This is a genomic window from Nocardia sp. PLKS1-43 (genome assembly GCF_059510335.1).
In genome coordinates, this window is the sequence record NZ_JCAJZQ010000002.1 from 141,934 (window position 1) to 168,076 (window position 26,143).

The 26,143-nt window shown below is 68.5% G+C and carries 17 protein-coding genes; 8 read left to right on the top strand and 9 right to left on the bottom strand.

Features of this window, described 5'->3' with window-relative positions:
• Window positions 1-2 precede the first annotated feature (2 nt).
• Window positions 3-1,421 (bottom strand): condensation domain-containing protein, encoded by a 1,419-nt coding sequence (locus AC5WS7_RS08685; protein WP_495953894.1) that lies wholly within the window; start codon window positions 1,419-1,421, stop codon window positions 3-5.
• Window positions 1,422-1,717: 296 nt separating this feature from the next.
• Here AC5WS7_RS08685 and AC5WS7_RS08690 point away from each other — a divergent pair, with 296 nt between their 5' ends.
• Window positions 1,718-2,767: an alpha/beta hydrolase gene (locus AC5WS7_RS08690; protein WP_495954507.1), complete on the top strand. Its 1,050-nt coding sequence runs from the start codon at window positions 1,718-1,720 to the stop codon at window positions 2,765-2,767.
• Here the strand turns inward: AC5WS7_RS08690 and AC5WS7_RS08695 are convergent.
• Together AC5WS7_RS08695 and AC5WS7_RS08700 are read right to left on the bottom strand one after the other, a co-directional pair.
• Window positions 2,750-3,277, bottom strand: coding sequence for a P-loop nucleotide/nucleoside kinase family protein (locus tag AC5WS7_RS08695; RefSeq protein WP_495953895.1), 528 nt, complete (start codon window positions 3,275-3,277; stop codon window positions 2,750-2,752). The two genes, AC5WS7_RS08690 and AC5WS7_RS08695, sit on opposite strands and share 18 nt — an antisense overlap.
• Before the next feature lie 249 nt (window positions 3,278-3,526).
• A complete protein-coding gene (locus AC5WS7_RS08700) occupies window positions 3,527-3,898 on the bottom strand; it encodes a MerR family transcriptional regulator (RefSeq protein WP_495953896.1) in 372 nt (123 codons plus the stop codon).
• A gap of 93 nt (window positions 3,899-3,991) precedes the next feature.
• Here AC5WS7_RS08700 and AC5WS7_RS08705 point away from each other — a divergent pair, with 93 nt between their 5' ends.
• Window positions 3,992-4,777, top strand: a complete 786-nt coding sequence (locus tag AC5WS7_RS08705; protein WP_495953897.1) for an amidohydrolase family protein — start codon at window positions 3,992-3,994, stop codon at window positions 4,775-4,777.
• Between the two features lie 18 nt (window positions 4,778-4,795).
• Window positions 4,796-5,572 (top strand): aldo/keto reductase, encoded by a 777-nt coding sequence (locus AC5WS7_RS08710; protein ID WP_495954508.1) that lies wholly within the window; start codon window positions 4,796-4,798, stop codon window positions 5,570-5,572.
• A gap of 181 nt (window positions 5,573-5,753) precedes the next feature.
• Here the strand turns inward: AC5WS7_RS08710 and AC5WS7_RS08715 are convergent, their stop codons facing one another.
• Together AC5WS7_RS08715 and AC5WS7_RS08720 are read right to left on the bottom strand one after the other, a co-directional pair.
• Window positions 5,754-6,122, bottom strand: a complete 369-nt coding sequence (locus AC5WS7_RS08715) for a hypothetical protein (protein ID WP_495953898.1) — start codon at window positions 6,120-6,122, stop codon at window positions 5,754-5,756.
• 92 nt (window positions 6,123-6,214) lie between these two features.
• Window positions 6,215-8,341 carry an AMP-binding protein gene (locus AC5WS7_RS08720; protein WP_495953899.1) on the bottom strand — a complete coding sequence of 709 codons (2,127 nt, stop codon included), beginning with the start codon at window positions 8,339-8,341 and terminating at the stop codon, window positions 6,215-6,217.
• Window positions 8,342-8,630: 289 nt separating this feature from the next.
• On the opposite strand from AC5WS7_RS08720, the gene AC5WS7_RS08725 reads away from it, so the two are divergent.
• On the top strand, window positions 8,631-9,710 hold the full coding sequence (locus AC5WS7_RS08725) for an alpha/beta hydrolase (protein ID WP_495953900.1): 1,080 nt from the start codon (window positions 8,631-8,633) through the stop codon (window positions 9,708-9,710).
• On the opposite strand, the gene AC5WS7_RS08730 is transcribed toward AC5WS7_RS08725, so the two are convergent.
• Window positions 9,688-11,142, bottom strand: coding sequence for an MFS transporter (locus tag AC5WS7_RS08730; RefSeq protein ID WP_495953901.1), 1,455 nt, complete (start codon window positions 11,140-11,142; stop codon window positions 9,688-9,690). The genes AC5WS7_RS08725 and AC5WS7_RS08730 overlap by 23 nt on opposite strands.
• A 214-nt stretch (window positions 11,143-11,356) precedes the next feature.
• Here AC5WS7_RS08730 and AC5WS7_RS08735 point away from each other — a divergent pair, with 214 nt between their 5' ends.
• Window positions 11,357-12,775 (top strand): lipase family protein, encoded by a 1,419-nt coding sequence (locus tag AC5WS7_RS08735; protein WP_495953902.1) that lies wholly within the window; start codon window positions 11,357-11,359, stop codon window positions 12,773-12,775.
• Here the strand turns inward: AC5WS7_RS08735 and AC5WS7_RS08740 are convergent.
• Genes AC5WS7_RS08740 through AC5WS7_RS08750 form a run of 3 tightly spaced genes read right to left on the bottom strand, consistent with a single transcriptional unit; the run spans window position 12,768 to window position 21,352 of the window.
• Window positions 12,768-13,478: a hypothetical protein gene (locus AC5WS7_RS08740; protein WP_495953903.1), complete on the bottom strand. Its 711-nt coding sequence runs from the start codon at window positions 13,476-13,478 to the stop codon at window positions 12,768-12,770. The genes AC5WS7_RS08735 and AC5WS7_RS08740 overlap by 8 nt on opposite strands.
• A complete protein-coding gene (locus AC5WS7_RS08745; protein WP_495953904.1) occupies window positions 13,475-14,863 on the bottom strand; it encodes a condensation domain-containing protein in 1,389 nt (462 codons plus the stop codon). Before AC5WS7_RS08745 ends, AC5WS7_RS08740 begins: the two co-directional genes overlap by 4 nt.
• A 33-nt stretch (window positions 14,864-14,896) precedes the next feature.
• Window positions 14,897-21,352, bottom strand: a complete 6,456-nt coding sequence (locus tag AC5WS7_RS08750) for a type I polyketide synthase (protein WP_495953905.1) — start codon at window positions 21,350-21,352, stop codon at window positions 14,897-14,899.
• 418 nt (window positions 21,353-21,770) lie between these two features.
• Between AC5WS7_RS08750 and AC5WS7_RS08755 the strand changes: the two genes are divergently transcribed.
• The 3 genes from AC5WS7_RS08755 to AC5WS7_RS08765 all read left to right on the top strand — a co-directional run bounded on the left by AC5WS7_RS08755 (window position 21,771) and on the right by AC5WS7_RS08765 (window position 26,137).
• Entirely contained in the window at window positions 21,771-23,975 is a 2,205-nt protein-coding gene (locus AC5WS7_RS08755; protein WP_495953906.1) for an MMPL family transporter, read from the top strand.
• 249 nt (window positions 23,976-24,224) lie between these two features.
• On the top strand, window positions 24,225-24,821 hold the full coding sequence (locus AC5WS7_RS08760; protein ID WP_495953907.1) for a TetR/AcrR family transcriptional regulator: 597 nt from the start codon (window positions 24,225-24,227) through the stop codon (window positions 24,819-24,821).
• Between the two features lie 107 nt (window positions 24,822-24,928).
• Entirely contained in the window at window positions 24,929-26,137 is a 1,209-nt protein-coding gene (locus AC5WS7_RS08765) for a cytochrome P450 (protein ID WP_495953908.1), read from the top strand.
• The last annotated feature ends 6 nt before the right edge of the window (window positions 26,138-26,143 follow it).

The window sequence follows — 26,143 nt, forward strand, 5'->3', positions numbered from 1 at the left end:
GGTCAGGCGTCGACCCGCAGGGCGTAGTCACCGGCGTCGGCCACCGCGGCGGTGATCTCGGTGAGCGTCTTGACGTACCGCCCGACCGATTCGTTGGCATCCTCGGTATCGGGGAAGACCAGGCTCAACGTGGTGGCGTCCGGGAAGCGGTTGATCCAGACGTAGACCTCGCCTGCCGCGGCGCGGTTGCCGAACAGACCGCCGTTGATCCGGTCGAACATCTCCACCCCGGCGATCTTGCGCACGTCGACGTAGGACAGCATCATCGCGGCCCAGCCCGGCCGCACGCGGATGCCCAGCTCCGGCGGGGCCAGTTCCAGCACCCGGTGCGGGGAGACGTCGGTGAGCTCTTTGGCTCGATCGGCGGTCTCCTGCGCGACCGCGACCAGATCGCTGAACCGCGACTCCGGCGGCACGTCGAAGGCGATCGGCAGCAGATTCGTGTAGTAACCCACCGCGCCGGCCTCGCCCGGCGTGCTTCGGGTGTTGGCCGGGCTGAGGATGAAATGCCAATCGTTACCGGTCAATTCGACTTCGGTGAGCGCGAGCGTGGCGAACAGCCCGCCGAGAAACCGGCCGCCGCCGTTCTCACATGCCTGTTCGAAACGCAGCGCGTCGGCCTCGGTGAACAGCGGCAGCGTCAGCACCGCGCCGCGCACATAGCCCGAGGCGTTCGCGGTGCCCAGATACAGCGGGAAGGTCGGCATCTGTCCGCCGTTGCGCTGCAACAACTCCAGCCAGGTGGTGACCAGCGGGGATTGCTCGGTGAGTTCGGCGTTGTAGGCGCGTTCGCGGGCGCAGTAGGCCAGATGCCCGTCCACCGGCGCGAGCGCGGGCTCGGTGCCGGACAGTTCCGCACCGTAGAGCATCAGCAGATCCACACAGGTCAGCGCCTGCGCGACGCCGTCGGTGTGCAGGTGGTCGACCGCGGCGTACACGGTGAACGCCTGCTCCTGCTCGATGATCCCGAAGCTGAAGCAATTCCAGTGCAGCGCATCGGGTGTGGTGTCCTGCACGTGCCGGCGGATCGCGTCGCTGTCGGTGAATTCGCCGTATTCGGTCGGCACGAGTTCGAGTGTGTCCGCGTCGACCACGTGCCGCACCACGCGTTCGTCCGGCTCGACGGTGAACCAGCTGGCGAACGATTCGTGTCGCCGCACGAACGCGGTGACCGCGCGAGTCATCGCCTCGATGTTCGGCACGCCCGGGATGTCGTAGGCGATCATGCACAACCGCGAGGAGCGGTGGCCCGCGGCGGCGGTGCGCCAGGTGGTGCGCAGATACTCCTGTTGCTGGTACGAGGGCGGGATCGGATGCTCCGGCGCGTCCCGCATCACGGCCAGCGCCGCCAGCGGAACGCTCCAGCTGGTGACCCGGCCCGGCTGTGGGTGCCAGTCGTCGAAGAAACCGAAATTGACCACGAGTGCCCTCGATTCACAGCGTTGGGAGGTGTCACCGCCCGATCTCCAGGGCGGCACCACAGCCAGTCAACGACAGCCGTATGAACCCGGACCACACGTCGGGGACGATGTTGTGACGATTGACAGCACTCGGCGCCGGACGCGGCATACGTTTCCAATCATCGCCGATAAGGATTGCCGCCCTTCATGATTCATCCCTACCGTTGCCGTGCACAGGCCAACGGAACCTCCGGGAGGAGCAGGTGGGCAGACATTCCGCACCGCGCAGATCACGCTCGCGCGGCCGACAGGCGACGATGCTCGCGCCCGTGGTGGCGCTGGCCGCGGGATGGGCCGGCACTGCCGGTGCGGATCCGGTTGCGCCGACCGCGATTCCAGCGCTCAGCAGCGCCGCGCGGCCCGCCGTGGACGGCTCGCATCTGGTGAACCTCACCCCGGACGCGGGCCGGATGGTGAACATGCGGGTGTACTCGGCGGCGATGAATTCGGTGATCACCGTGAAAGTGCTTCGCGCCCTGGATCATTCGAAACCCGCGCCGGTGCTCTATCTGCTCAACGGCGCGAACGGAGGCGTCGACGAATCGAGCTGGACCGAGCAGACCGATATCGCCGATTTCTTCGCCGACAAGCAGATCACCGTCGCCATCCCGCTGGGCGGGCGCGGAAGTTACTTCACCGATTGGCGCAGCGACGATCCGGTGCTGGGACGGCAGCGGTGGAGCACCTTCCTCACCAAAGAGCTGCCGCCGATCATGAATTCCACGTTCCGCGGCAGCGGCAGGAACGCGCTGGCCGGAATTTCGATGGCCGGGACGTCGGTGTTCCAGCTCGCCCTGGACGCACCCGGGCTGTATCAGGCGATCGGCGCGTACAGCGGATGCGCGCAGACCAGCAATCCGCTCGGCGAGGCGTACGTCACCGCGGTGGTCGGCCGTTGGGCGGGCAACGCCGCGAATATGTGGGGCCCGCCGGGCGACCCCGCCTGGGCCGCCAACGACCCGTACCTGCACGCGGATCGCCTGCGCGGCACCGCGATCTACGTCTCCTCCGGCACCGGCATCCCAGGCCCCCTGGACACCTTGAACGGCCCCGGAATCCACGACAACCCGGAAAAACTCGCGTCCCAGCTCACCAGTGGAGCGATCCTCGAGGCCGCCACCAACCAGTGCACCCACCGCATGCACGACCGCCTGGCCCAACTCCACATCCCCGCAACGTTCGACTTCCGCCCCGCGGGCACCCACTCCTGGGGCTACTGGCAGGAAGACCTGCACAACTCCTGGCCGCTCTTCAGCCGAGCCCTCGACTCCGCACCGGCACAGCGGGAATCAGCGTCCCACCGCTGACCGAACCCGTTCGGCGAGCAGCGAACAGTCGACCGGACCGGAGGTGTCGACCGAAATCGTGGCCGCGGCCAACCCGAGCGGTTCGGCCCGCGCTGCCCACAGATCCCAATCGCCTGCCAGGTGTTCCCGGTCCCGATACAAGGCGGGGCGGCGACGGCTCGCGTACCGCGCCCGGGCTGTCCCGGCAGGCACCCGACACCAGATTTCGACGGTACGTACGGTCCCGGCCGTGGCCAGACCGGCGCGGGCCAGGGAACGGTCACGGGGCGCGAACCACCACGAATCGATGACGACGTCGGCCGGAATCGCTTGCGCCAGCGCCCATACCGTATCCATGGCGATAGCGCCGAGTGCCGGGAGGTCGTCGACTCCCTCGACGCTTGCCGCGAGCGCCTCCTTCACGGCGTCCTTCGACAGGAACCGCGCGTCGAGTTCGCGCGCCAGCGCCCTCGCCAGGGTCGACTTGCCCGCGCCGGGCAGGCCGTTCACCATCACCAGCAGTTCGGTCATTCGGTCATCCTCACCGTCGGCTCCTCGTTCGTTGCGCTTTCACATCAGCACTCGCGGTGGCGAGAATCTTCGGTAATCGTGCCTCGTGCCGCTCACTGTCGCCGGAATTGGTTCCGTCATAAGGAAAGTCGTCTTCCTCGCCGACAACCAGCGGGCCCGGCGCGCCGGGTGCCAGCCCGGCAGGGCAGGTTTCGGCGGTGCGACCGCCGTCGGTCGCGCCTGCCCCGAGGGCACTCGCCGAGTCGTCGGTCAGTGCGTATTCTGTTGGGTCGCACGGTGTTCGGCGACGGCTATCGCTTGCTGCAACGCGTACTGGGCTCGGGTCAACTCGGTTACCTGCTGATCGATTCGATTCAGCCTGCCGCGCAGTGCATTCAGCACCCCGGGACAAGGTTGCAGCGAACCGTCTTCCAGTGCGCACGGCAGAACACGGTGAATCAGGCGGGTCGGCAGGCCCGCGGCCAGCAGGGCGCGGATCTGCACCACGGTGCGCTCGGCCGCGGCGTCGTAGTCGCGGTACCCGTTGGCCTGACGCCGCGGGACGAGCAGACCGACGCGTTCGTAATAACGCAGTCGCCGTTCACTGACCCCGGTGCGGTCCGCCAACTCCCCGATCAACATTCCGCCTCCCGGCTCGCTTGACCTTGCCACAGCGTCAATGTTCAACACTGCACTCGCGGTCGCATTCCCGCGACCGGACAGGAGGCAATTCCCTTGATCATCGATGCGCACAGCCATGTCCACGATCCGCTGCACACGCATATCTCCCTGCTGGACGAGGCGGGCGCCGACCGCGCGGTGCTGTTCGCCACCCGGCCACATCCGGAACGAGCTACCGACCTCGCCACCCTTCGAACCGAGATGAACGCGCTGACCGATGCCCTCGGCGGACGCGTCAGGAGCGAAGACGTGTTTCGCCGGGCGTGGCAGGAGCTGGACTCGGCATTGGCCGCGTATCCGGACCGGTTCATCGGCTTCGGGACGGTAGACCTCGACCTGGCGCCGGCGCGGATCGAAGACCATGTCGACCGAGAGGTGATCGGTCGCGGTCTGCTCGGCATCGGAGAACTGACGCCGCCGCCCGGCAGAGCCGCACGGATCGAGCCGGTATTGCGGGCGTCGTCGGATCACGGTGGCCTACCTGTGGTCGTGCACGGATTCGCACCCACTACCGCCGAGGATCTGCGAACTTTCGGCGCCCTCGCTCGCCGCTACAGAGATGTTCCGCTCGTGGTCAGCCAACTCGGTGGACTCAATTGGCTCGCGGCCGTCGAACTGGCCCGCGACAACCACAACATCTACCTCGAACTGTCCACGGCTCCAGTTGTTTTCGCGGTCAGGCTGGCAATCGCGGAGGCTCCCGACCGCACCATGTTCGGTTCGGACGCTCCCTACGGCGACCCCGTACTTGCTCGGGCCGCGGTGGAACGAGCCACGGCACCGGGCGAACTGCGCGACCGCGTCCTGGGCGGCACCCTCGCGGAACTGCTGGGCCTCTGACGCGGGCGGGATTCCTACATCCTGGCCACCAAGGTATGGGGCCAGATGTCCGACGATCCCGCCGACAGCGGCCTGTCCCCCGCGCAGATCGCCAAGCAGATCGACGCCTCGCTAACCCGGTTGCGCACCGACCACGTCGACCTGTACCAGGCGCACCGCTTCGATCCCGTCGTGCCGATCGAGGACACCGTCGAGGCGCTACAGCGGGTCGTCGAACAGGGCAAGGCGCGGTATCTCGGCTTCAGCGAGTGGACCAATGAGCAGATCGAAGCCGCGATCGAGATCGGCGGACCCGATCTGTTCGTCTCCTCCCAGCCGCAGTACTCCATGCTCTGGCAGGCTCCCGAGGCCGAGCTGTTCGATCTGACCTCGAAGAACGGCATCTCCAACATCGTCTGGTCGCCACTGGCGCAAGGACTGCTCACCGGCAAGTACCTGCCCGGGCAGCCCGCCCCCGCCGGAACCCGATTCGCCAGTGAGACAATGGGATTCGCACAGGGACTGGTCAACAGCGAGGCCGCGGCCGAAGCCGTGCAGCGACTGGTCCCGCTGGCCGAGGGCGCGGGCATCAGCATGCCGACACTGGCACTGGCCTGGGTCCTGCGCCGCGGCGAGGTCGCCTCGGCGATCATCGGCGCGTCCCGCCCCGAACAGGTCCACGCCAACAGCATCGCCTCCGGCGTGGAACTCTCGGACGAACTGCTCGCCGCCGCCGACGCCGCGCTCGGCGACGTCCCGGTCACCGAGGTCACTCCCGGCCCCAACGCGCAGACCGGAATCACGCACCGATCCTGAATTCCGTTCCGGGGCCACCGCGAAACCCAGGGCCGCAAGCGAACTCAGCATCAGCCGCACCGCCCCGGTACGCGCGCTTGCGCGCGCCGCGCATCGAACGCTGGATCCTGCGGGTCGCGGCCGCCGACAGCGCGTCCAGCGGCCGCGGGATGCGGTGCCGGGCGGTGACCGCAGCGGGTTCTCAGTTGAACAGCTCGGTGATCGTCTCTATGGTGATCGCTCGCGTGAGCGAGGTCGTGAGTTGGTCGTGGTCCGTGCAGGCGGTGATCCGGTCGCGGGCTTCAGTGGGCACAGCGATACGGCGCTGGGCCAGAACGTCGAGAATTGCTTCTGCCTTGCCCTCCGCCTTGCCCTCCGCTTTCCCCTGGGCTGCGCCCTCGGCACGCAGTCGCTGCGAGGTCTCCGAGCGGAAGAACGACAAATCCACGGCCATCAGCTGCCTCCAGATGTGTGCGGCCGGGCTATCGCCCAAACCGAGTTCGGTGAGTTCGGCGAAGATACGGCGGTCTTCTTCGTCGAGTGTCCGCAATGCGGCGGCCAGCGGCTCCATTATTGCACCGATGACGGGGTCGTTGACGTGGGTGATAGCCGAGAGGGTCGCCAGCGGGAATTCAGGTATCGCACGGTGAATCGTTGCGGCGGTCAGGAGCCACCGTCCGGCAGCCCATCGGCGAAAGCCGGTGGGCCGGGCAGGTATTCACCCGAGAGCAGGCGCTTGATGATCTTGCCGGTTTCACCGCGCGGCAGGGACTCCAGGAAGGTGACGTCGCGGGGGACCGAGAATCTGCTGAGGCGGTTGCGGATGTAGGTGCGGATCATGTCCGAATCCAGGCCGGAGTCCTCGCGTTTGACCACGTATGCGGCCAGGCGCTGGCCGAATTCGCGATCGGGCACCCCGACCACCGCCACATCGGTGATCTGGGGCAGATAGGACAGCGCCTCCTCCACCGGGCGCGGGAAGACGTTCTCGCCGCCGGAGATGATCATCTCGTCACCGCGCCCGGCGATGAACAGGCGGCCCGCGGCGTCCAGGTAGCCCAGATCGCCCGTGTCCAGGAGTCCGTCGGCCTCCTCGGGCGGCGCGTAGTTGACGTAGCCGTCGAACAGCATGCGGTTGCCGACGAAGATGCGGCCGGTCGCACCGATCGGCACCGGGCGCCGATCAGCGTCCAGCACAGCGATTCTCGTGCCCAGCGGCGGGCGGCCCGCGCTGGTCGGCGAGATGCGCAGATCCTCCGGAGTGGCGATCGTCGCCCAGGACACCTCGGTGGATCCGTAGACGTTGTACAGGATCTCGCCGAACACCTCGGCGAACCGCAGCACGGTCGCCGCGGCCAGCGGCGCACCGCAGCTGGCGACCACTCGCAGGCTCGAGGTGTCGTACCGGGCCCGCTCGGTGGCCGGCAGATCCAGAATGCGCTGCACCATGGTCGGCACGAGAATCAGTGTGCCGGCGCGGTTCTCGGCGACCAGCCGCAGGCATTCCCGGGCGTCGAACTCGTCCTGCAGCACCACGGTCGCGCGCAGCGCGGTGCTCAGCTGCAGCGCGGCCAGGCCCCAGGTGTGGAACAGCGGCGCGGGAATCACCATGGTCTCGTTCATCTGCCACGGAATCCGGGACAGCAGCGCGGCAACGGTGCCGAACCCCTTCGGATGCGGCCGCCGCGCCCCCTTGGGCGCACCGCTGGTTCCCGAGGTCAGCACGATCAACCGCCCGGGGCTCTGCGGACGGCGAAATTCGTTGTGCCCGAGCGCGATCAGCTCGCCGATCGTCGTGCGGCCCGGATCGGCGGGAGCGCAAACACTCTCGGCCACATCGTAATCGGTGCGGTAGCGGTGCACATCGGAGTTGAGGTATCGGATCAGCGGGTCCAGGCAGTCGTCCACGAACAGCGTGGTCAACCGATGCCGCTGCACGGTCTCCTCCAGCTGCCGGGGCGACAGGCCCGCGTTGAGCAGCACCACGTCGACGCCGAGTTTGCCTGCGGCGACGATGGTTTCGACCGCGCCGGCATGATTGCGGGCCAGCAGGCCGATCGCGTCGCGTGCGGTGAGCCCGAGCTTCACGGACATCGCGCCCGCCAGCGCCTGGGTCCGTTCGTGGATCTCGGCGAAGCTGCGCACGCCGTTCCGGTCCAGGATCGCCGCGCCGCCGGGTTCCCGGGCCGCCGCCGCGGCGTACCCACCGCCCAGGGTGAAGCCCCAGGTAGCCAGCGAATTGATCTGCCGCGCACCGTGGTCGGGCCGGTACGTGCGCACCACGCCGGAGGCGACCATCTGCCGGATCACCGCGGCCCGGAACGACAGGGCCGAATCCTGGCCGTTCACCACCACCGAGGTCGCCGACCCGTTAGCCAACTGTACCAGCCGGCCGAGCCCCTCGTGCGTCCAGGCTTCGAGCTGTCCGTTGTCCAGGGCGGCGACCGCGGGATGGATGCGGCCGGGCGCGAAATAGGTCACGGTCACCCGCACGTCGTCCTCGCGCTGGCGCAGCCGGACCGCGGCGAAGCTGCCCACTGTCGCGCAACGCAATTCGAACCGGCGCCCGTGCCCGCCGTCGAGCAGGGCGACCGTCAGGGTGCGCACCTCGGTGTGCGGAGCGCCGATCCGCACCAGCCACTGCGGCAGACCCGCGATCGCCTCCACGGGATCGCAGGCGCCGATTCCGGCGAACAGTCGGGCATAGGTGGCGGGTTCGGTGAGCAACTGCCACACTGTGTCCCGGGCGACCGGGATATCCGCGGTCACCTCCACGATATCGGTGACCAAGGTCGTACTCCTCGTTCAGGCGTGCAGAACCATGTTGCCGAAAATTCACCTCCGCATCGAGCGATCACCACCGCCTTCGGACAATTCACAGCACCCGCCGGACACGGTCCGAGTCCTTCACAGTGGCGGCGGCACGAACATGCCCACCGCGGGCGGCCGATTGTGCTCCGGTCCAACACCTTCGGCGTCGGATTGGCGGAAAACCCAAGGGATGCGCGGAAACCTTGTTCCGCGGCGGGGTTGGCTCCTAGCGTCGCTTCCATCGTGTCCGGCAGTGGGGAGGCGTCAGGTGCATCATCCGACCGGACTCCGCCGCGCACACCGATTCCGCCTCGTCACGGTGTGCGCGGCAGCGGCGCTGGTATGCGGCCACGCAGCCGCACCCGCCGGCGCCGCCCCCGCCGACGCGGTCACCGCCGCATCGGCGCACGCCCGGCCCGGCCCGGACGGCTCACATCTGGTGACCGCCGTCGCCGGGCGGGAACGGGTGGCCGAGCTGACCGTCTACTCCGCCGCCATGCGCCGCTCGATCTCGGTGGAAGTGCTTCCCCCGCCGGATATTTCGCGACGCGCACCGGCGCTGTACCTGCTCAACGGCATCGACGGCGGCGGCAGTCCGAGCGGCTGGCGCGCAGGCGGCAACTGGCTGACCCGCACCGACGCGGCGCGGTACTTCGCGGACAAGCAGGTGACCGTCGTGATGCCGGTCGGCGGGGCGGGAAGTTTCTTCGCCGACTGGCGCGCGGACGATCCGGTGCACGGCCGCCAGCGCTGGAGCACCTTCCTGACCCGTGAACTGCCGCCGATCATCGATTCGGCCTTCGGCGGAACGGGCGCGAACGCCATCGCGGGCCTGTCCATGGCGGGCGTATCGGTGTTCCAGCTGGCGCTGGCCGCGCCGGAGCTGTATCGCGGCGTGGGGTCGTTCAGCGGATGTGTGCGTACCAGCGATCCGCTCGGCCAGCTCATGGTCGACACCATCGTCACCGCGACCGGTGGTGACAGCCGCAACATGTGGGGCCCGCCGACCGATCCGGCCTGGCGAGCGAACGACCCGTATCTGCACGCGGACCGGTTGCGCGGGCTGGCGCTGTACGTCTCGTCCGGCAACGGCCTGCCCGGACCGCTCGACACCCTCGACGGGCCGGGTATCGGGCACAATGCGATGAAGCTGGCCGATCAGATCCTGGTCGGCGGCATCCTGGACACACTGGCCGGGCGGTGCACCCAGGAGTTGCGAGAACGGTTGCGGCAGTTGCGGATTCCAGCGACGGTCGCGCTCCGGCCGGTCGGCACGCACTCGTGGGGCTACTGGCAGCAGGACCTGCACAACGCCTGGCCGACGCTCAGCGCGGCGCTGGATCGCTGACGTCGGCCGCGGCCGCATCGTGCCGCGGCGGTTCGGGCAGCAGCAGCGTCACCCCGGCCAGTCCCGCGGCCACCACCGCGATCGCGGCGAACATGGCGACACTTCCGCCCAGGGTGTGCGCGCGGAAGAACACCGTGCTCAACACCGCCAGGCCGACCGCGTTGCCGATCTGTTCGAGGGTGGGCAGCAGCCCCGAGGTCTCCCCCATCTGCCCCTGATCCAGGCCCGCGAGCATCACCGGCTGCACCTGCAGCCCGAACACCCCGACGCCCAGCCCCGAGACGAATACCGGAACCACCGTCAGCGCAACGCTGATCGCCCCGCCGGTCAGGACCAGATACACCGCCGCGACCGCCATACATCCCGCGTACAGGGCGATCCCGCCGGCGAGCGATCGAACGCCCCAGCGCCGCACCAGCAGTGGTGCGGCCAGCGCACCCGCGCCGGCGCCCAGCGCGAACACCGTCATCGCGATGCCCGTGCGCAACGCCGAGAAATGCAGTTCATCCTGCAAGGTGATGGAGGCGGCGAAGACGAACGCGGTGAACATGCCGAAAAATCCGGTCACCAGGATCGAGCCGACGGCGAAGCCGCGGTTCGCGAACAGATCCGGGCGCATCAGCGGTGCGCGTCCGCGCCGGATCAGAACGCGTTGATACACAAGGAATCCCGCGCCCAGTGCGATCGCCGCGAGCAGGATACCCACCGGCAACGCCCGCCACCCGTGCTGCTGGACGTCGGCCAGCGCGTACAGCAGCGCCAGCAGGCTCGCCGCCGACAGCGCCACACCGCCCAGATCCAAACGCTCACTGCCGGTTTCGGAGCCGACGTGCAGGAAACGCGCCGCGAGCGCGAAGGCGGCGATGCCCAGCGGCAGATTGATCAGAAATACCCAGTGCCAGCCCAGATTCCACAGATTCAGCGTCAGCAGGATCCCGCCCAGTATGGGACCGGCCATCCCCGCCCCGCCCGCGGCCAGCCCGTACAGCGCGAACACCTGCGGATGGCGGCTGCGCGGGAAACTCGCCGCCAGGATCGCCAGGGTTTGCGCGGCCATCGCACCCCCGGCGATCCCCTGCACGATCCGCGCCACCACCAATTCGGTTGCCCCGGTGGATGTTCCGCACCAGATCGAAGCCGCGGTGAACATCACCACGGCCACCAGGAAGACCCTGCGGCGTCCGCACAGCGCACCGAGCCGGGCCGCGGTGAGCAGGGTGCACGCAAAGGCGAGGGAGTATCCCGAGATCACCAGCAGTTGCGCCGATGACGAGGCGGCCAGATCCCGGGTGAGGTCCGGCAGTGCGGTGTTCACGATGGTCACATCGATCATCTGCATGAACACCGAGAGCAGGCAGGCGGCGAAGGTCAGCCATGCGGTCAGCTCACCCCGCATCGCGGCAGTGGGATTGCGAATACCGATACCGGCCACTGTGCACACCTCGCTCACCGATTGCCCCGACGAATCCGCTGGAGCGTATCGGCGCGCCCACCGCGGCCGAGCGGACAAACGCGCCGAACCTTGGCACCCCACAAAACCGCGGACCCGCTACTGTGAACACGCATCGAATTCACGCGCCCACCGGCCGCTTCGCGCGGCCGTTCCTACCGTGTTCGTGGTCGGGTGGTTCCCTGTAACAGGACGAATGACGAGAATTGTGAAACCTCTGCGCACGATTGTGATCACCGCGTTGGCCGGATGTCTGCTGACCACGCCGCTTCCCGGCGTCGGCACGGCCGAGCCCACCGACGCGGCGCCCAGCGGTCCACAGCAGTGGATCGACAACACCGTTCCCGCACCGAATCTCCCGGCGGCAGCGTCGCCGCCGAGCGCCCGGCTGTCACCGCAACTGGCGGCACTGTGGCGGGCCGTGCAATCTCCGCCGGCCGGTGATCCGTTCTTCGATTCCTGGCCTGCCGACCTCAACGGTCTGCATCCGGGCGACATCATCTCGGTGCGGGATGTGACCGCGACCTCGGCTCTGCTCGCGGCGGTGCCCATCCGGCGGGCGCTGCTGCTGAAGTTCCGCACGACCGACGGCAACGGCCAACCCTCCTTCGGCACAGCCACATTGGCGATCCCGGCCGCGGCCTGGACCGGTCCCGGGGGCCGCCCGGTGGTGGTGAACGCGCTGCCGATCAACTCGCTCGGGCTGCGCTGCACGCCGAGTTACGCGATGGCGCACGGCCCGCACGCGAAGTTCAGTATCGGCGACCTGATTCCACCGACGACGTGGTGGGGTCTGTCTCGCGGCTACGCGGTGCTGATCCCCGATCACGAGGGCCCCAGAATGGCCTACGCGGACCCGAATGTGGCCGGGCACATCGTGCTGGACGCCATTCGCGCGGTGCGCGCGCAGGATCCGAAGGTGTTCTCCCACAGCAGATTCGCGATCGCCGGCTACTCCGGCGGAGCGATCGCCTCGTATTCCGCGGCGATGCTGCAGCGCGAGTACGCACCGGATCTGAACGATGTACTGGCGGGAGTCACCACCGGTGGTCTGGTCACCGACTACCGGAACATCGCGCACAAGTTCAACGGCAATATGGCCTCGGGAATCCTGATGGTGGTGGCGCTGGCCGCCGCACGCGAACACCCCGAACTGCTGGGTTATCTCAATCATCTGGGCCAATGGGCCGCGACCTCGCCGGTGAAGGACACCTGCGGGGACAGCAACGGACCGCTCGGGGTGACCGGCGTCCCGATCCAGATCGCCACCACCATCGCCGATCCGCTGAACAGCCCGGTGGCGCAACAGATCTTCGCCGCGTGGGATCTGCGTGGACGAACCTCCGGCGCACCGCTGTACATCTATCACGCGGTGTGGGACATCTGGATTCCCACCGAGGATTCCCGGAATCTGTTCGCGGCCCAATGTTCTCGCGGAGTGCGGGCGGTGCTCCGCACGGTGCCGGGTGAGCACGCGATCGGCATGTTCGCCGGATTCATCGGCGCGATCGGGTGGCTGGACGAACGTCTGCAGGGCCGTGCGGCGCCGAGCGAATGCCCAGCCGGAGCCGCAACGCCGACGGCGCACCCCGCGCCGGCGACAGCCGCTAGGTAGACAACTCCAGCACGGCCCGCGGATCCCAGGGCATCGGCCCGACCGGGAAGCCCAGCCGCACCAGCCGGTGCGGCTCGGCCGCCTCGAAATGCGCCACCGCGGGCGGCAGGAATCCGCCGATCACCTTGTCCACCATGGTGTTCAGCTGCGGCAGCCGCGGACGTAACCGCACCTGCCGGCAGCGGATCCGGCCGGCCGGGACCTCGATGGTCACGCACTGTTCGATGCGGGCGGACAGCGGCAAATGCACCGAGTAGGCCAGCCACAGATCCATCGACTCCTCGACCCCTTCGGTGAAGTCCAAGCCGCGCAACAGGATCAGCCCGCCCAGCAGCGGCATCACGTTCGCCGGGAACGGCATGATCATCCCGCCGAACTGCAGGTGCTCCACGCCCAGGAACCGGCCCTCCTCACGGGACACGACGACTCCGCCGGATCGCGATTCCGCACAATAGCTTTCGGCGTGCAGACTCTCCTCGATCCGGCGGAATCGCTGACGGACCGTCATTTCGAAAGCCCCGCCACTCGTGCGGGCCTCGATGAGCGAGGAGTAGCCGTCCGGCTCGCGAGTGGTCACCGAGTCCAGGTCGAGCCGTCCGGGACGGTTCTCGACGAGGACGGTGTAGGCGGTCCGTTCGCCGTCCGGTATGCCCGGGTCACGAAAGACCGTCCGCACCTTGTACTCCTGATCGATGACGCTCACGCCGCGACCCCGGCGAACACCGCGGCCATCGCGGTGATGTAGCGGTCCACCGACTCGTGTGCCACGGGCGTGTCCGGATAGATGACGCTCAGCGTGGTGTGCTCGCGAAAACGGTTGATCCACATCAGAACCTCCTCCGAGGCTGCCCGGTTCGCGTAAACACCGCAGTCGGCCATGTCGAAGTATTCGCTGCCGGACAGCTCGCGGGTGTCCACATAGGAGATCATCGGATGTCCCGAACCGGGCCCGGCCTTGATCTCCGGATCGGACTGCAGCAGGTGCAATACCCGGTGCAGGGCCGTGGGCGCGAGCAGCAGCCCGTCGTCGTAGGCGCGCTGCGCCATCGGAACCATGCGGCTGAACGAGGTTTTCGCGCCGACCGGGAAGGCCACCGGCACCAGGTTCACGTACCAGCCCACCGATGCGCGCTCGGCGGCCGAGACGCGGGTGCTGATCGGGGTCATGCCGAAGTAGTAGTCGCCGCCGGTCAATTCGCGTTCGGCCAGTGCCGCCGCGGCGAAGATGCCACCGGCGAACTCGGCGCCCTGCTCGCCGCACACCCGCTCGAACCGTTCTGCCGCGGCCTCGTCCATCAGGGTGACGGTGCGGTGCGCGCTGCGGTTGTAGCCGTCCTGGCGTTTGCCCAGATCCAGTGGGAAGGAGGGCAATCGGCCGTCGTTGCCGCGCAACAGCTGTCCCCAGCGACGCACGCCCGGCGAATTCAGCGTCAGCTGTTCGGTGTACGCGCGTTCGCGGGCGCAGTAGTCCAGATAGCTGGCCGGTTCGGTGAGCGTGCCGGTGTCCTGCCACACCTGTCCGATGTACAGCATGGCCAGTTCGAATCCCGCTATGTACTGACCGAATCCGTCGGTGTGCAGATGGTCCGCGGCCAGGTACACGGTGGTGGATTCGGCGCGCTCGATGGCGCCGAAGGTGAAGCAGTCCCAACTGAACGGTCCCGGGGTGGTCTTCTGCACGTGATCGCGGATACTTTCCGCGTCGTAGATCTCGCCGTGATCGACCGGGACGAATTCGACGGCCTCGGCGGGTACCAGGTGCCGCCGGACCGTCCCGCCCGGCCCGAGGGCGAACCAGGTGCGAAACGTGTCGTGCCGCAACAGGAATGCGTTCACCACGCGGGTCATCGCCTCGCGATCGAGGTCCCCGGCCGGAATCTCGGCGGTCACCACGCACAGGCCCGAATACCGGAAATCCGCCTCGCGGTGCCGATCCGCGAGGCGCAGATATTCCTCCTGCTGATGTGCCGGCGGGACAGGATGTTCCGGCGCCCGCGCGGCCCGCTCGAGCGCCTGCGGCGAGGCCACCCAGCTGGTGAGGCGGCCGGGGGCCGGTTCCCACTCATCGATCAGACCGAAGCCGACCACGACATATCCTCACTTCCCGGTGTGCGCCGGCGGCTACGCCCCGGCCTCGGAATTCGCCAGCACCAGCGGCGAGTCGGCGGGTGCGCCGCCGTTCGCCGAACCGTTCGCCACCGGCGCCCGATCCGCTCCCGCGCCGACCGGAACAGGTTGCGGCGCTGCGGTTTCCGAGGACGATGTCGCCGAGGCCAGGATCAGCTCGGCCACCTTCGGACCAGCCTGCTCCAGGCTGAACGAGCGGCCCATCTGCAAGGACATCAGATCGATGCCGAGCGTCTTGGTCACCCGCGCGCCCAGCTCGACGGCCATCAGCGAATCCAGTCCCAGTTCCGGAACCGGAACGGTCATATCGATCGATTCCACCGCGACACCCATCACCACCGCGAGTTCCTCGGCCATCTTGCGGGCGATGAACGGTCCGCGCTTGACCTCCTCCATCTCGGCCAGTTCGTCGCGCAACCGGGCCAGCTCCGAGGTGTCCTTGGCCGAGGCCTGGGCCAGCGCGGTGGTGCGACCGGTGCGCGCCAGCTGCGGGAAGGTGCCGGTGAGTTTGGCCCAGTCGGTCGGGATGATCGCCGCCCGGGTCGCGCCCAGGCGCAGGCTCTGCTCCAGGTACGCGGTGGCGTCGGCCATGTCGATGACCCCGAAGCCGACCAGATCCAGATATTTCACCGCGGTCTCGTCGGCGGCCATGCCGCCGGTCGCACCGGACAGGTGCCCCCAGCCGACGCACAAAGCCCGCTCGCCCGCACGGGACCACTTCTCGGCCAGCGACTCCACCGCGACATTGGCCGCGCAGTAGTTGTACTGGCCGTAGATCCCGTACATCGAACCGCCGGAGGAACACAGCACGAACATGTCCAGCGTGATCCCGGCGTCCGCGATCGCCCGATGCACCACTTGCGCGCCGTGCACCTTCGGCCGGTAGACCCGGTCGAGCTGATCGTGCTCCATCAGCGCGATGCGACTGTCGGCCACCGCGCCGGCCGCGTGGAAGACGCCGCGCAGCCGATGCTCGCCGGTGTGCGCGCGGGCCACCATCGCCGCGACGGCCTCGGCGTCGGTGACATCGAGCTTGCACTCGAGCACCTCGACCCCGACGGTGCGCCACGCCTCGAGCTGCCGCCGCGCGTCCTCGGTGGCCGCGCCGCTGCGCCCGGCCAGCACCAGCCGCCGCGCCCCGCGCATGACCAGCCAGCGACCGATGGCCATTCCGAACCCGCCGAAGCCACCGGTGACCAAATATGTTGCGGCACCGTCGATTTCGAGTTCCGGCAGATGCGGCCGGACCGGCGGCTCCGGATCGTCCATGCGCAGGGCGATCCGGGTGGTGCGGGTCGAGCGGATGGTCTCCTCGAACGCCTTGGCCACATCGCGGGTATCGAACATGGTGTACTCGAGCGGCTGGTACACCCCCTCCAGCACTCGCTGGTAGACCCGTTGCAGCAGGGCGGTGAGACGTTCCGGGCGCACCGCGACCAGGCGGTCCAGATCCATCGAGTAGTAGGCGACGTTCTTGTCGAAGTTGCTCATCTCGAGCAGCCCGCCGGTGTAGATATCGGCCTTGCCGACCTCCACGATCCGCCCGAATTCGGCCACGGCGTTGAAGTTCTGCCGCAGGGTCTCGCCCGGCGCACTGCTGAGCACCACGTCCGCGCCGACGCCGCCGGTGATCTCGAGCACGTCGTCGACGAAGTTCAGCGATCGCGAGTTCACCGCGTAATCCGCGCCCAGGGTCAGGATGTGCGCGCGGCGCTCGTCGGTGCTCGCGGTACCGATGATCCGGGCTCCGCGCGCCTTGGCGACCTGGATCGCGGCGGTGCCGACACCACCGGCCGCGCCGTGGATCAGCACCGTCTCCCCCGGCTCGAGCCGGGCCAGATCGTGCAACGCGTATTCGGCGGTGCCGAAAGCGATTGTGCTGGTGCAGTATCCGGGATCGGTGTCCGATGGCAGCGGAATGGTCAGGGACCGGTCCGCGATCGCGAAGCGCCGCATCATGCCCTTCGCCGCGATCGCCACCAGATCGCCGACGGCCAGATCGGTGACGCCCGCACCCAACCGGGTGATCGTCCCGACGCCTTCCATACCCGGTACGGTGCCGAAGTAGGTCGGCGCGAGTTCGCGTTCGCCCAGCAGGCCGATGACCTTCAGCGGGTCCTTGTAGTTCAGGCCGATGACCTGCACCCGGACCTCCACCTGGCCGGGACCCGGTGCGGGGCGCGGACATTCGCGCCACGCCAGGGCGGACAGTACCCGCGTGCGCGGCAGCTCCAGGGCGAAGTTGGCCTCCGGGTCGGTGAGCGGGCGATCGGTGTCCAGCTCCTCGATCCGTCCGGGCAGTGGTTTGGTCACCACCGGGACCCAGCGCGCGCCCCCGCGCAACAGCACCTCGTCGGAGTTGTCGAGCGAGAATGCCCCGGGCACAGCCAGTTCCGCGACCAGATCGGCGACCGGGGTGCCGGGTTCGGTGTCGATCAGCCGCCAGCGCAGCGCGGTCTGCTCGTTGAGCAGCACCCTGCGCGCACCGGCGAGCGCGGCATGCGCGGGTTCCGGCGGGGTGGCGCTGTCCGGCAGGGTGAAGGCGCATTCGGTCACCAGGGTGACGTGGCAGGCTCCATCGCCGAAGACCGACTGCGGGGTACCGTCGGCGGACTCCGGATTCGCGAAATCGTGTACGGCGACGGCGATTCGCTTGAGGGTCCACAGCTGGGCGACATCGTCCGGCCGCTCCGGTGCGGCGACCAGGACGACGTGCAGCCGCTGGGCGCCCTCGTCCCGACCGGCCTGCAGCAGTTCGAACAGCTCCGGCTCCAGCTCGGCACCCGGCGAATCCACTGGATACAGCCGCGCTCCCGCGATCGCCTCGGTCAGTTCGGTTGCGCGCGTGCTCTTTCCGAGCGCGACGATCAGCGTGGTCGCCGAGCCGGCGTCGGCCAGGGCGGCCGGGTCGATCGGATCACGCTGCTCCATGGTGTCGGCGTAGTAGAAGTCGACCATCCGGTGCAGCGGGTCGTCCCCGGGGCGCAACGCGCCGATCTGCAAGCCGGTCAGGCGCATCACCAGGTTCTGATCGGCATCGAGCAGATCCACGTCGGCGCGCAGCCGCGCCTTCGGGTCGCGCCGGGCTACCACGGTGATCCGCTCGGGCAGCGGGGCGAGCAGGCGCACCGCGTTCACCCCGACCGGAACCATGGTGCCCTCGTTGATCCGCTCGTCGGCGAACAGCATCGCCGCGCTCTGCATGGCCGCGTCCACCACCGCGGGGTGGGCCAGATGCCCCGAGCCCTCGGCGATGCTGCCGTCCACCGTCGCCACCGCGACGTCCTGGCCGACGCGCACGCTCAGCACGCGCCGGAAGGCCGGACCGTATCGCAGCCCGGCGGCATCGAGCCCGGAATAGAACAGCTCCGGATCGACGTCGACCCCGACCTCGATGCTCGGCACCCGGGCGAAGGTCTGCTCGTGGCTGCCGGTCAGCAGGCGACCGTGGGCGTGCACGGTCCACGCCTGTCCGGTCGCACCGCGCGAACGGATCAGGAAACGTCCGCTGGCCTCCTCGACGCTCAACGCCACCAGCGGCACGTCGGGGGCGCCCATGATCAGCGGCGCGACGAACCGGACCTGTTCCAGGCCAACGCGTTTGACGCCCAGGCGACTGGCCGCGGCACTGAGCGCGGCGTCCAGGTAGGCCGCACCGGGCATGATCTTCACGCCGTTGACGACGTGGTCTGCCAGCCACGGCAGCAACTCGCCGCTCACCTGCAACAGCCAGTCCGGGCGGCCCTCCAGATCCGGATCGCCCAGCATGGCGTACCCGTCGGGGGTGCCCAAGCGCGCCTGTTCGAAAAGCGGTAGCGCCGAATGCAATCGAGTGCGCTGCCAGGGATAGCGCGGCAGCGACAGGTGCGGTGTGGCCGGGCGGTCCGCCGGGAACAGCGAGTCCACCGTGAGCACCCCGGCCGCGTACAGGCCGATCAGGGTGCGCCGGACGCTCTCCGAATCGGCCTGGGTGCGATCGAGTGTCGGCACGGTGGTGCCGTTGACGTCCGCGCCGAGCAGCGTCTCGCGAATGTTGCCCGAGAGCACCGGATGCGGCCCGACCTCGAGGAACACCCGGCTGTCCGCGGCGATCAGGGCGGCGATCGCGTCGCGGAACAGCACCGGGCGGCGCACATTGGCGCACCAGTACTCCGCATCCCAGTCGCCGTCGGTGACGCGTGCGCCGGTGACCGTGGAGTACAGCGGCACGATCGGCGGCCGCGGCTTCAGCTCGGCCAGCTCGGTGCGCAGCTCGTCCAGGATCGGATCCATCAGCACGCTGTGATACGGCACCTCCACCCGCAGGCGACGCGCGAAAACGCCCTCCTCGGTGAGCTTTTCGGCGATCTCGTCCAACCGTTCCACATCGCCGGACAGGGTCAGCGAGGAGGCACTGTTGATCGCCGCGATATCCACCCGCGCGTCGTCGCCGACCAGTTCGCGGGCCTGATCGGGGCTCAGGCCCACCGCGAGCATGCCACCGGTTCCGGCGGTGGTCGCCTGCAACCGGGCGCGGTGGTACGCGACCCGCACGGCCTCGGGCAGGGTCAGCATCCCGGTGACGTACGCCGCGGACACCTCGCCGACGCTGTGGCCGACCACCGCGGCCGGCGTGATGCCGTACTCGGCGAGTTCACGGACGAGCGCGACCTGGACCAGGAAGTTCGCCGGCTGGGCCACCTCGGTGCGGGTGACCCGCGACTCCTCCTCGGGCCGCCGCAACTCCTCGATGACCGACCAGCCCGACAGCGCCCGGAACTCCTCGTCGACGCGCTGCGCGGTCTCGGCGAAAACCCCTCCGGCGGCGAGCAATTCGCGTCCCATCCGCCAATGCTGCGGACCCATGCCGGAGAAGACGAAGACCGGTTCGGCCACGCGCGACAGGATCGTGCGCGCCGCGTCGCGGCCCTCGCCCCCGGCGAACTGGCGCAGCTGGGAGATCAGCTCGGTGGTGTCGCCGTCGACCAGGACGCCGGTGCGATAGGGGTGGTGCGCGAGCCGAGTCCAGGCCGCCTCGGCCAGATGGTCCGGATCCGCGCCCGCGGCAAGCAGATCCGCGAATCGGCCCGCCTGTGCGCGGGCCGCGGCGGTGCCGCGCGCGGAGATGGGCAGGATGCCGAAGTGGCGGTGCTCGCCGGTCGTCGCGGGCGCGCTCGGTTCGCGGTACTCCTGCAGGATCGCGTGCGCGTTGGTGCCGCCGTAGCCGAATCCGTTGACCGCGATCGTCATCGGCGCACCGCCGGGTGCGAGCTGCTCGGCCTCGAGCTGGACGCTCAGGCCCAATTCCTCGAACGGGATGTCCGGATTGGGCCTTTCCAGCCAGCCCTGCGGCGGAATCGTGCGATGTGCGATCGCCAGTGCCGCCTTGATCACACTCGCCACACCCGCCGCGGCCTCGGTATGTCCGATGGTGGATTTGACCGATCCGACCCCCAGGGTGCCGGTGCGACCGGCGGGTGCCCCGAAAACGCTTCCCAGCGCACGCAATTCGACCGGGTCACCGACCAGGGTGCCGGTGCCGTGCGCTTCGACGTAGGTGATCTCGTCCGGCCGCAGCCCCGCGCGTGTGCACACCTGACGCGCCAGGGATTCCTGGGATTCGGCGCTGGGCACGGTGATCGCGGTGGTGCGCCCGTCCTGGTTCGCACCGGTGGCCTTCACCACCGAATAGATCCGGTCGCCGTCGCGGACCGCGTCCTCGAGCCGCTTGAGCACCACCATGCCCGCACCCTCGCCACGGCCGTATCCGTCGGCGGAGGCGTCGAAGGATTTACAGCGGCCGTCGGTGGCCAGGAATCCGCCCTTGCACATCAGCACGAAGGTCTCGGGCTGCAACATCACGTTGACACCGCCGGCCAGCGCGACCTCGCAGTCGCCGTTGTCCAGCGCCTGGCAGGCCAGATGGAAGGCCACCAGCGAGGAGGAGCACGCGGTATCGACCGTCAACGCGGGCCCGGTCAGGTTGAGCGCGTAGGCGATTCGGTTGGACAGCATGGTGTAGGAGGCGCTGGCCGGGGTGTGCATGTCGGTGTGGAACAGCGCGGGACCGACCACGCCGATGACCGACTGGTCCACCACGAATCCGCCGACGTACACCCCTACCGGCGCACCGCTCGCGCGACCGGCCACGCCCGCGTCGTCCAGGGCTTCCCAGGTCACCTCGAGCAGCAGCCGCTGCTGTGGGTCCAGGACCGTCGCCTCGCGCGGGGAGATGCCGAAGAAGTCGGGATCGAATTCCCAGGGGTCGATCGTCATGAACGCGCCGCGTTTGGTGTAGGCGCGACCCGGCGTGCGCGGTTCGGGATCGTAGTATCGTCGATAGTCCCAGCGGTCGGCCGGAATCTCCACGACTCCGTCTCGTTTGTCTACCACGAAATCCCAGAACGTGTCGGGCGAGTCGATCCCGCCCGCGAATCGACAACCGATACCGACAATTGCAATATCAGACACGCAGTTTCCTCCCGAGCTCGGGATATGTCATCGCCGTCCAATTCGGCGATCCGTGTAATCGAGCACCCCGCACAGTTGACAGGCCCGGCTCAGTGTATCGGCGGATTACGAGACGAACAGGCCCGTGCGCACATTTTGTGCCGTTCGCGGAGACACCCTGCCCGCGACTGTGACATCGCCCAGGAATCACTGGTGAGCGCGTGGCGATACAACCAAAGGCGTATCGCGCGACTGGAGCCGGCCACAATACGGCACTCGGTATCGTTCACAATATCGACCGCGAGTCGTTGTGTCGTATCGGAATGAGCAATCCATCGCCGGTGAATTCACGCATGCGCGGATAGGATCCCATCGGCGTTCGGCGTGCGCGCCGGCCGCAAGGCATATACCGATATTCGACGCGGCAGGGAGGCGGCCATTGTTCGCCGATTTCACACGCTGGGCGGACATGGTCGTCCGGCGGCGTTTCACGGTGATCGTGGTATTGCTGGCCGGGCTGTCGGCACTGGGCGTCTACGGGATGGATCTGCACGACCGGCTCAGCTCCGACGGCTGGGACGATCCCGGTTCGCAGTCCATCCGCGAGGCCCGCATCAAGGATGAGGCGTTCGGGCGCAACCACATTGCCGACGTGCTGGTGCTCTACCACGCGCCGCCCGGACACACGATCGACGATCCGGCGTTCGCGCGAACCGTGGTGAACAGCCTGAACTCTCTGCCGCAACGCTTTCCGGAGCAGATCGCCAAGGTCAACGGAACCTACTGGCACACTTCTACCGGGCTGTCGCTGCCGGATGTCTTCGGCTCGGCGGATCACCGATATGCCTTCGCCTCCATCGCGATTCGCGGCAGCGACAACACCGAGGTGATGCGCAACTACCGGCACGTCGCGGGGGCGTTCACCATCCCGGGCATCGATCTGCAGGTCGCGGGCGGGCAGCCGGTCGCCGGAGCGCTCAACGACACCATGGCGCACGATCAGATGCGGATGGAACTGTTCGCCATCCCCGCGGTCGCGGTGCTGCTGTTCTTCGTCTTCGGCGGGGTGGTCGCCGCGGCGCTGCCGCTGATCGCGGGCGGGCTGACGGTGGTCGGCGCATGGGGGATCATCCGGGCGATCACCACCGTGACGGACGTGAATTCCTTCGTCTCCCCGGTGGTTTCGATGATCGGGCTGGGCCTGGCGATCGACTACGGACTGTTCATCGTGAGCCGATTCCGCGAGGAACTCGCCGACGGGCACGAGATACCGGCGGCGGTGCGGCGCACGGTGGCCAGTGCCGGACGTACCGTGGTGTCCTCGGCGACCATCGTGGTGGCCGCGTCGGCGGCCATTCTGCTGTTCCCGCAAGGGTTTCTGCGCTCGTTCGCCTACGGCGCGATGATCACCGTCGCACTGGCCGCGCTCACCGCGGTCACCCTGCTGCCCGCCATGCTCGCCGTACTGGGCCCGCGCATCGACCTGTTCGGGTTCCGCCGGTTCCAGCGCACCCGCGGCACCGCCGAGGACCCGGACAACCGCTGGGGCCGGTTGGCCGGATGGGTGATGAAACGGCCGCTGGCCGTGGGGATTCCGATCGTAGCCATTCTGGTGCTGCTGATCGCCCCGGTGCGCGACATCGCGTTCGGCGGGATCAGCGAGCGATTCCTGCCGCCGGACAACCGGACCCGGCTCGCGCAGGAACATTTCGACCGGGTCTTCCCGCTGCGCCAGACCGGCCCGATCTCCCTGGTTCTGATCACCAACGACACCGCGGACGTGCCCGGCGTGGTCGAAACCGCCAATCGCGCACCTGGTCTGGCCGCTCCCTTCCCGAAACCGGTGCAGGGCCCGGCGCATCCGAGTGTCTTCACCACCGACACCGTGCTGCTGGATCCGCATCGTCCCGATCCGGCCATCGACTACCTGCGGTCGATGCCGTTGCCCAGGGGCACAACGGTTCTGGTGGGCGGCACGCCGGCCGAACAACGCGACAGCGTCGATGCGCTGCTGCATCGGCTGCCCTGGATGATCGCCCTGGTCTTCGTCCTGACCACCGCACTGATGTTCGCCGCCTTCGGTTCGATCGTGCTGCCACTGCAGGCCGCCGCGCTCAATCTGCTCGGCCTCGGATCCACCCTCGGCATCCTGACCTGGATATTCGTCGACGGGCACGGTTCGCGCGCAATGAATTTCACCCCGCAGCCGATCATGGCGCTGGTGCTGGTGCTGATCGTCTCGGTGATCTACGGCCTGTCCACCGATTACGAGATATTCCTGCTCGCCCGCGTCGTCGAGGCACGCCGCGCGGGCGCGTCCACCGTCGAGGCGGTCCGCTCCGGCGTAGCGCACACCGGCCGGATCATCACCGCCGCGGCGCTGATCCTGCTCGTCGTCACCGGCGCGTTCGCACTCTCGGATCTGGTGATGATGCAGTACATCGCGTACGGCATGGTCGCGGCGCTGTTCATCGACGCGAGCATTCTGCGTATGCTGCTGGTCCCCGCGACGATGCGATTGTTCGGCGATATCTCCTGGTGGTCCCCGCGCCTGCGCGAACACCGCCGCCCTCCCGCCGATCCGGACCCGGCCGCCCCGGACGCCGAGACCACCCCGGAGATCGTCCACTCCGCGGCCCGCTGATCGAATGGGCCGCCGATCACAGACCGGCGATGTGCCCGCTACCGGCCATCTCCTCGGGTTGTTCTGCGGCACAACGAACAACAGCGCTCCCGGACGAGCGGTTCCCGGACCGCCACACCCGCCGACCGACGCGGCGGTATCCGGTGACTCGTCCGACGGGCTCTACTCGGCCGGCGGGACTCCCCACCGGCAGTACCGTCCCGCCGAGGCGTTGCCCGTACTCTGCTGGGACGATCACCGGGAGGGTGGATGTCCGAGGAGAACGCACCGGCCGGACGCCGACGCGATTCGGCCGCGACGCGCGCGGCGCTGTTGAGCGCCGCGCAGGAATTGTTCGCCGAGCGCGGATTCGAGCGCGCCACGGTGCGCGATATCGCCGCGCGCGCCGGAGTGAACCAGGCGTTGCTGTTCCGCTACTTCGGCACCAAGGAAGAGTTGTTCCGTGCCTCGATCACCGATCGCGGACGCCGCGTCCTGGCCGAGGGTCCCGACGACGCGCTGCTGGGCCGCATGCTCGAGCGCATGCTGCAACCGGAGGAGACTGCCGCCCAAGGATATTGGCTACAGGCCGCACTGCGTTCGAGCGGGCACGACGAGGGCACCGCGGCGATCCGGGCGCAGCTGGGCCAGGAATACGTGCGCGCGCTGTCCACTCTGACCGATCAGCCCGATGCGGAGCTGCGCGCGGATCTGTTGCTGGCGTGGTTGCTGGGCATCGGGCTGATGCGTTCGGTGCATCAGCGCGATCCGCTGGCCGGAGCCGATCCCGACGCGGTTGCCGGTCATGTGCTGCGCGCCGCGCGAGTGCTGCTCGAACGCATGGATGTGAATTTCCCACCGCGGTAACAGGATTCATCCGTTGACGAGCCCTCGAGACCACCCTACGATGCTTTTGTAAGCAACTGCTTACATCGCTTGCACGCCGCGAGCGGCGTGGGGGAAAGGGAGTTCATATGAGCGTCGACTCGCCGGTACGCGACTACCCCTTCGGCGATCCGGTCCGGCTCGAGATCCATCCGCTCTTCGAGCAGTTGCGCCGCGACGAACCGATCAGCCGTGTGCACCTGCCGTACGGCGGCGACGGCTGGCTGGTGACCCGGTACGAGGACGTCAAATTCGTCCTGGCCGACCCGCGATTCAGCCGCGCGGTCACCGTGGACCGGGAGGACATCCCGCGCGCGGTTCCCCAACCCTCCCGGGCCAATTCGCTACTGAGCATGGATCCGCCCGAGCACAGCCGGCTGCGCAAACTCGTCGCCAAGGCGTTCACCAGCCGCCGGGTGGATCTGCTGCGCCCGCGTGCCCAGCAGATCGTCGACGAGCGCCTGGACGAGATCGAACGCACCGGCGCCCCCGCGGATCTGGTGGCGAATCTGGCTCTGCCACTTCCGGTTACGGTGATCTGCGAAATGCTCGGCGTGCCACCGGCAGATCAGCACCGGTTCCGCGACTTCTCCGACGCCATCCTGTCCACCACCGCCTACACCGCCGAGCAGATCGCCGCGGCCCGCAGCGAACTCGAGACGTACCTGGCCGAGGTCGTCGCTGAACGCCGCGCCGCGCCGGACACCGGCGACGATCTGCTGGGCGCGCTGGTCGCCGCTCGCGACAACGACGACCGGCTCACCGAGCAGGAGCTGGTCCAGCTCGGCATCACCCTGCTCATCGCCGGTCACGAGACGACCGCCAACCAGATCGCCAACTTCACCTATCTGCTGTTGTCCACGCCCGGCCAGTGGGAGGCGTTGCGGGCGGATCCGGATCTGGTGCCCGGCGCGGTGGAGGAACTGCTGCGCTATGTGCAGCTCGGCTCCGGCGGCGCCTTCGCCCGGGTTGCCACGCAGGACGTCGAGGTCGGTGGCACCGTCGTGCGCGCCGGTGACGCGGTGTTCGTCAACACCCAGTCCGCCAATCGCGACGAATCGGTCTTCCACGACCCGGCCGAACTCGATCTGACCCGGCGGCACAATCCGCACATCGCCTTCGGCCACGGCGTGCATCACTGCCTCGGCGCGCAACTGGCGCGGGTCGAGTTGCAGGTCGCGCTCGGCTCGCTATTGCACCGGTTCCCCCGGCTGCGCCTGGCCGTCCCGGCCGAAGAGGTTCCGTGGAAGACCGGTCTGCTGGTGCGCGGGCCCGTCGCACTGCCGGTGACCTGGTAGGAGTGC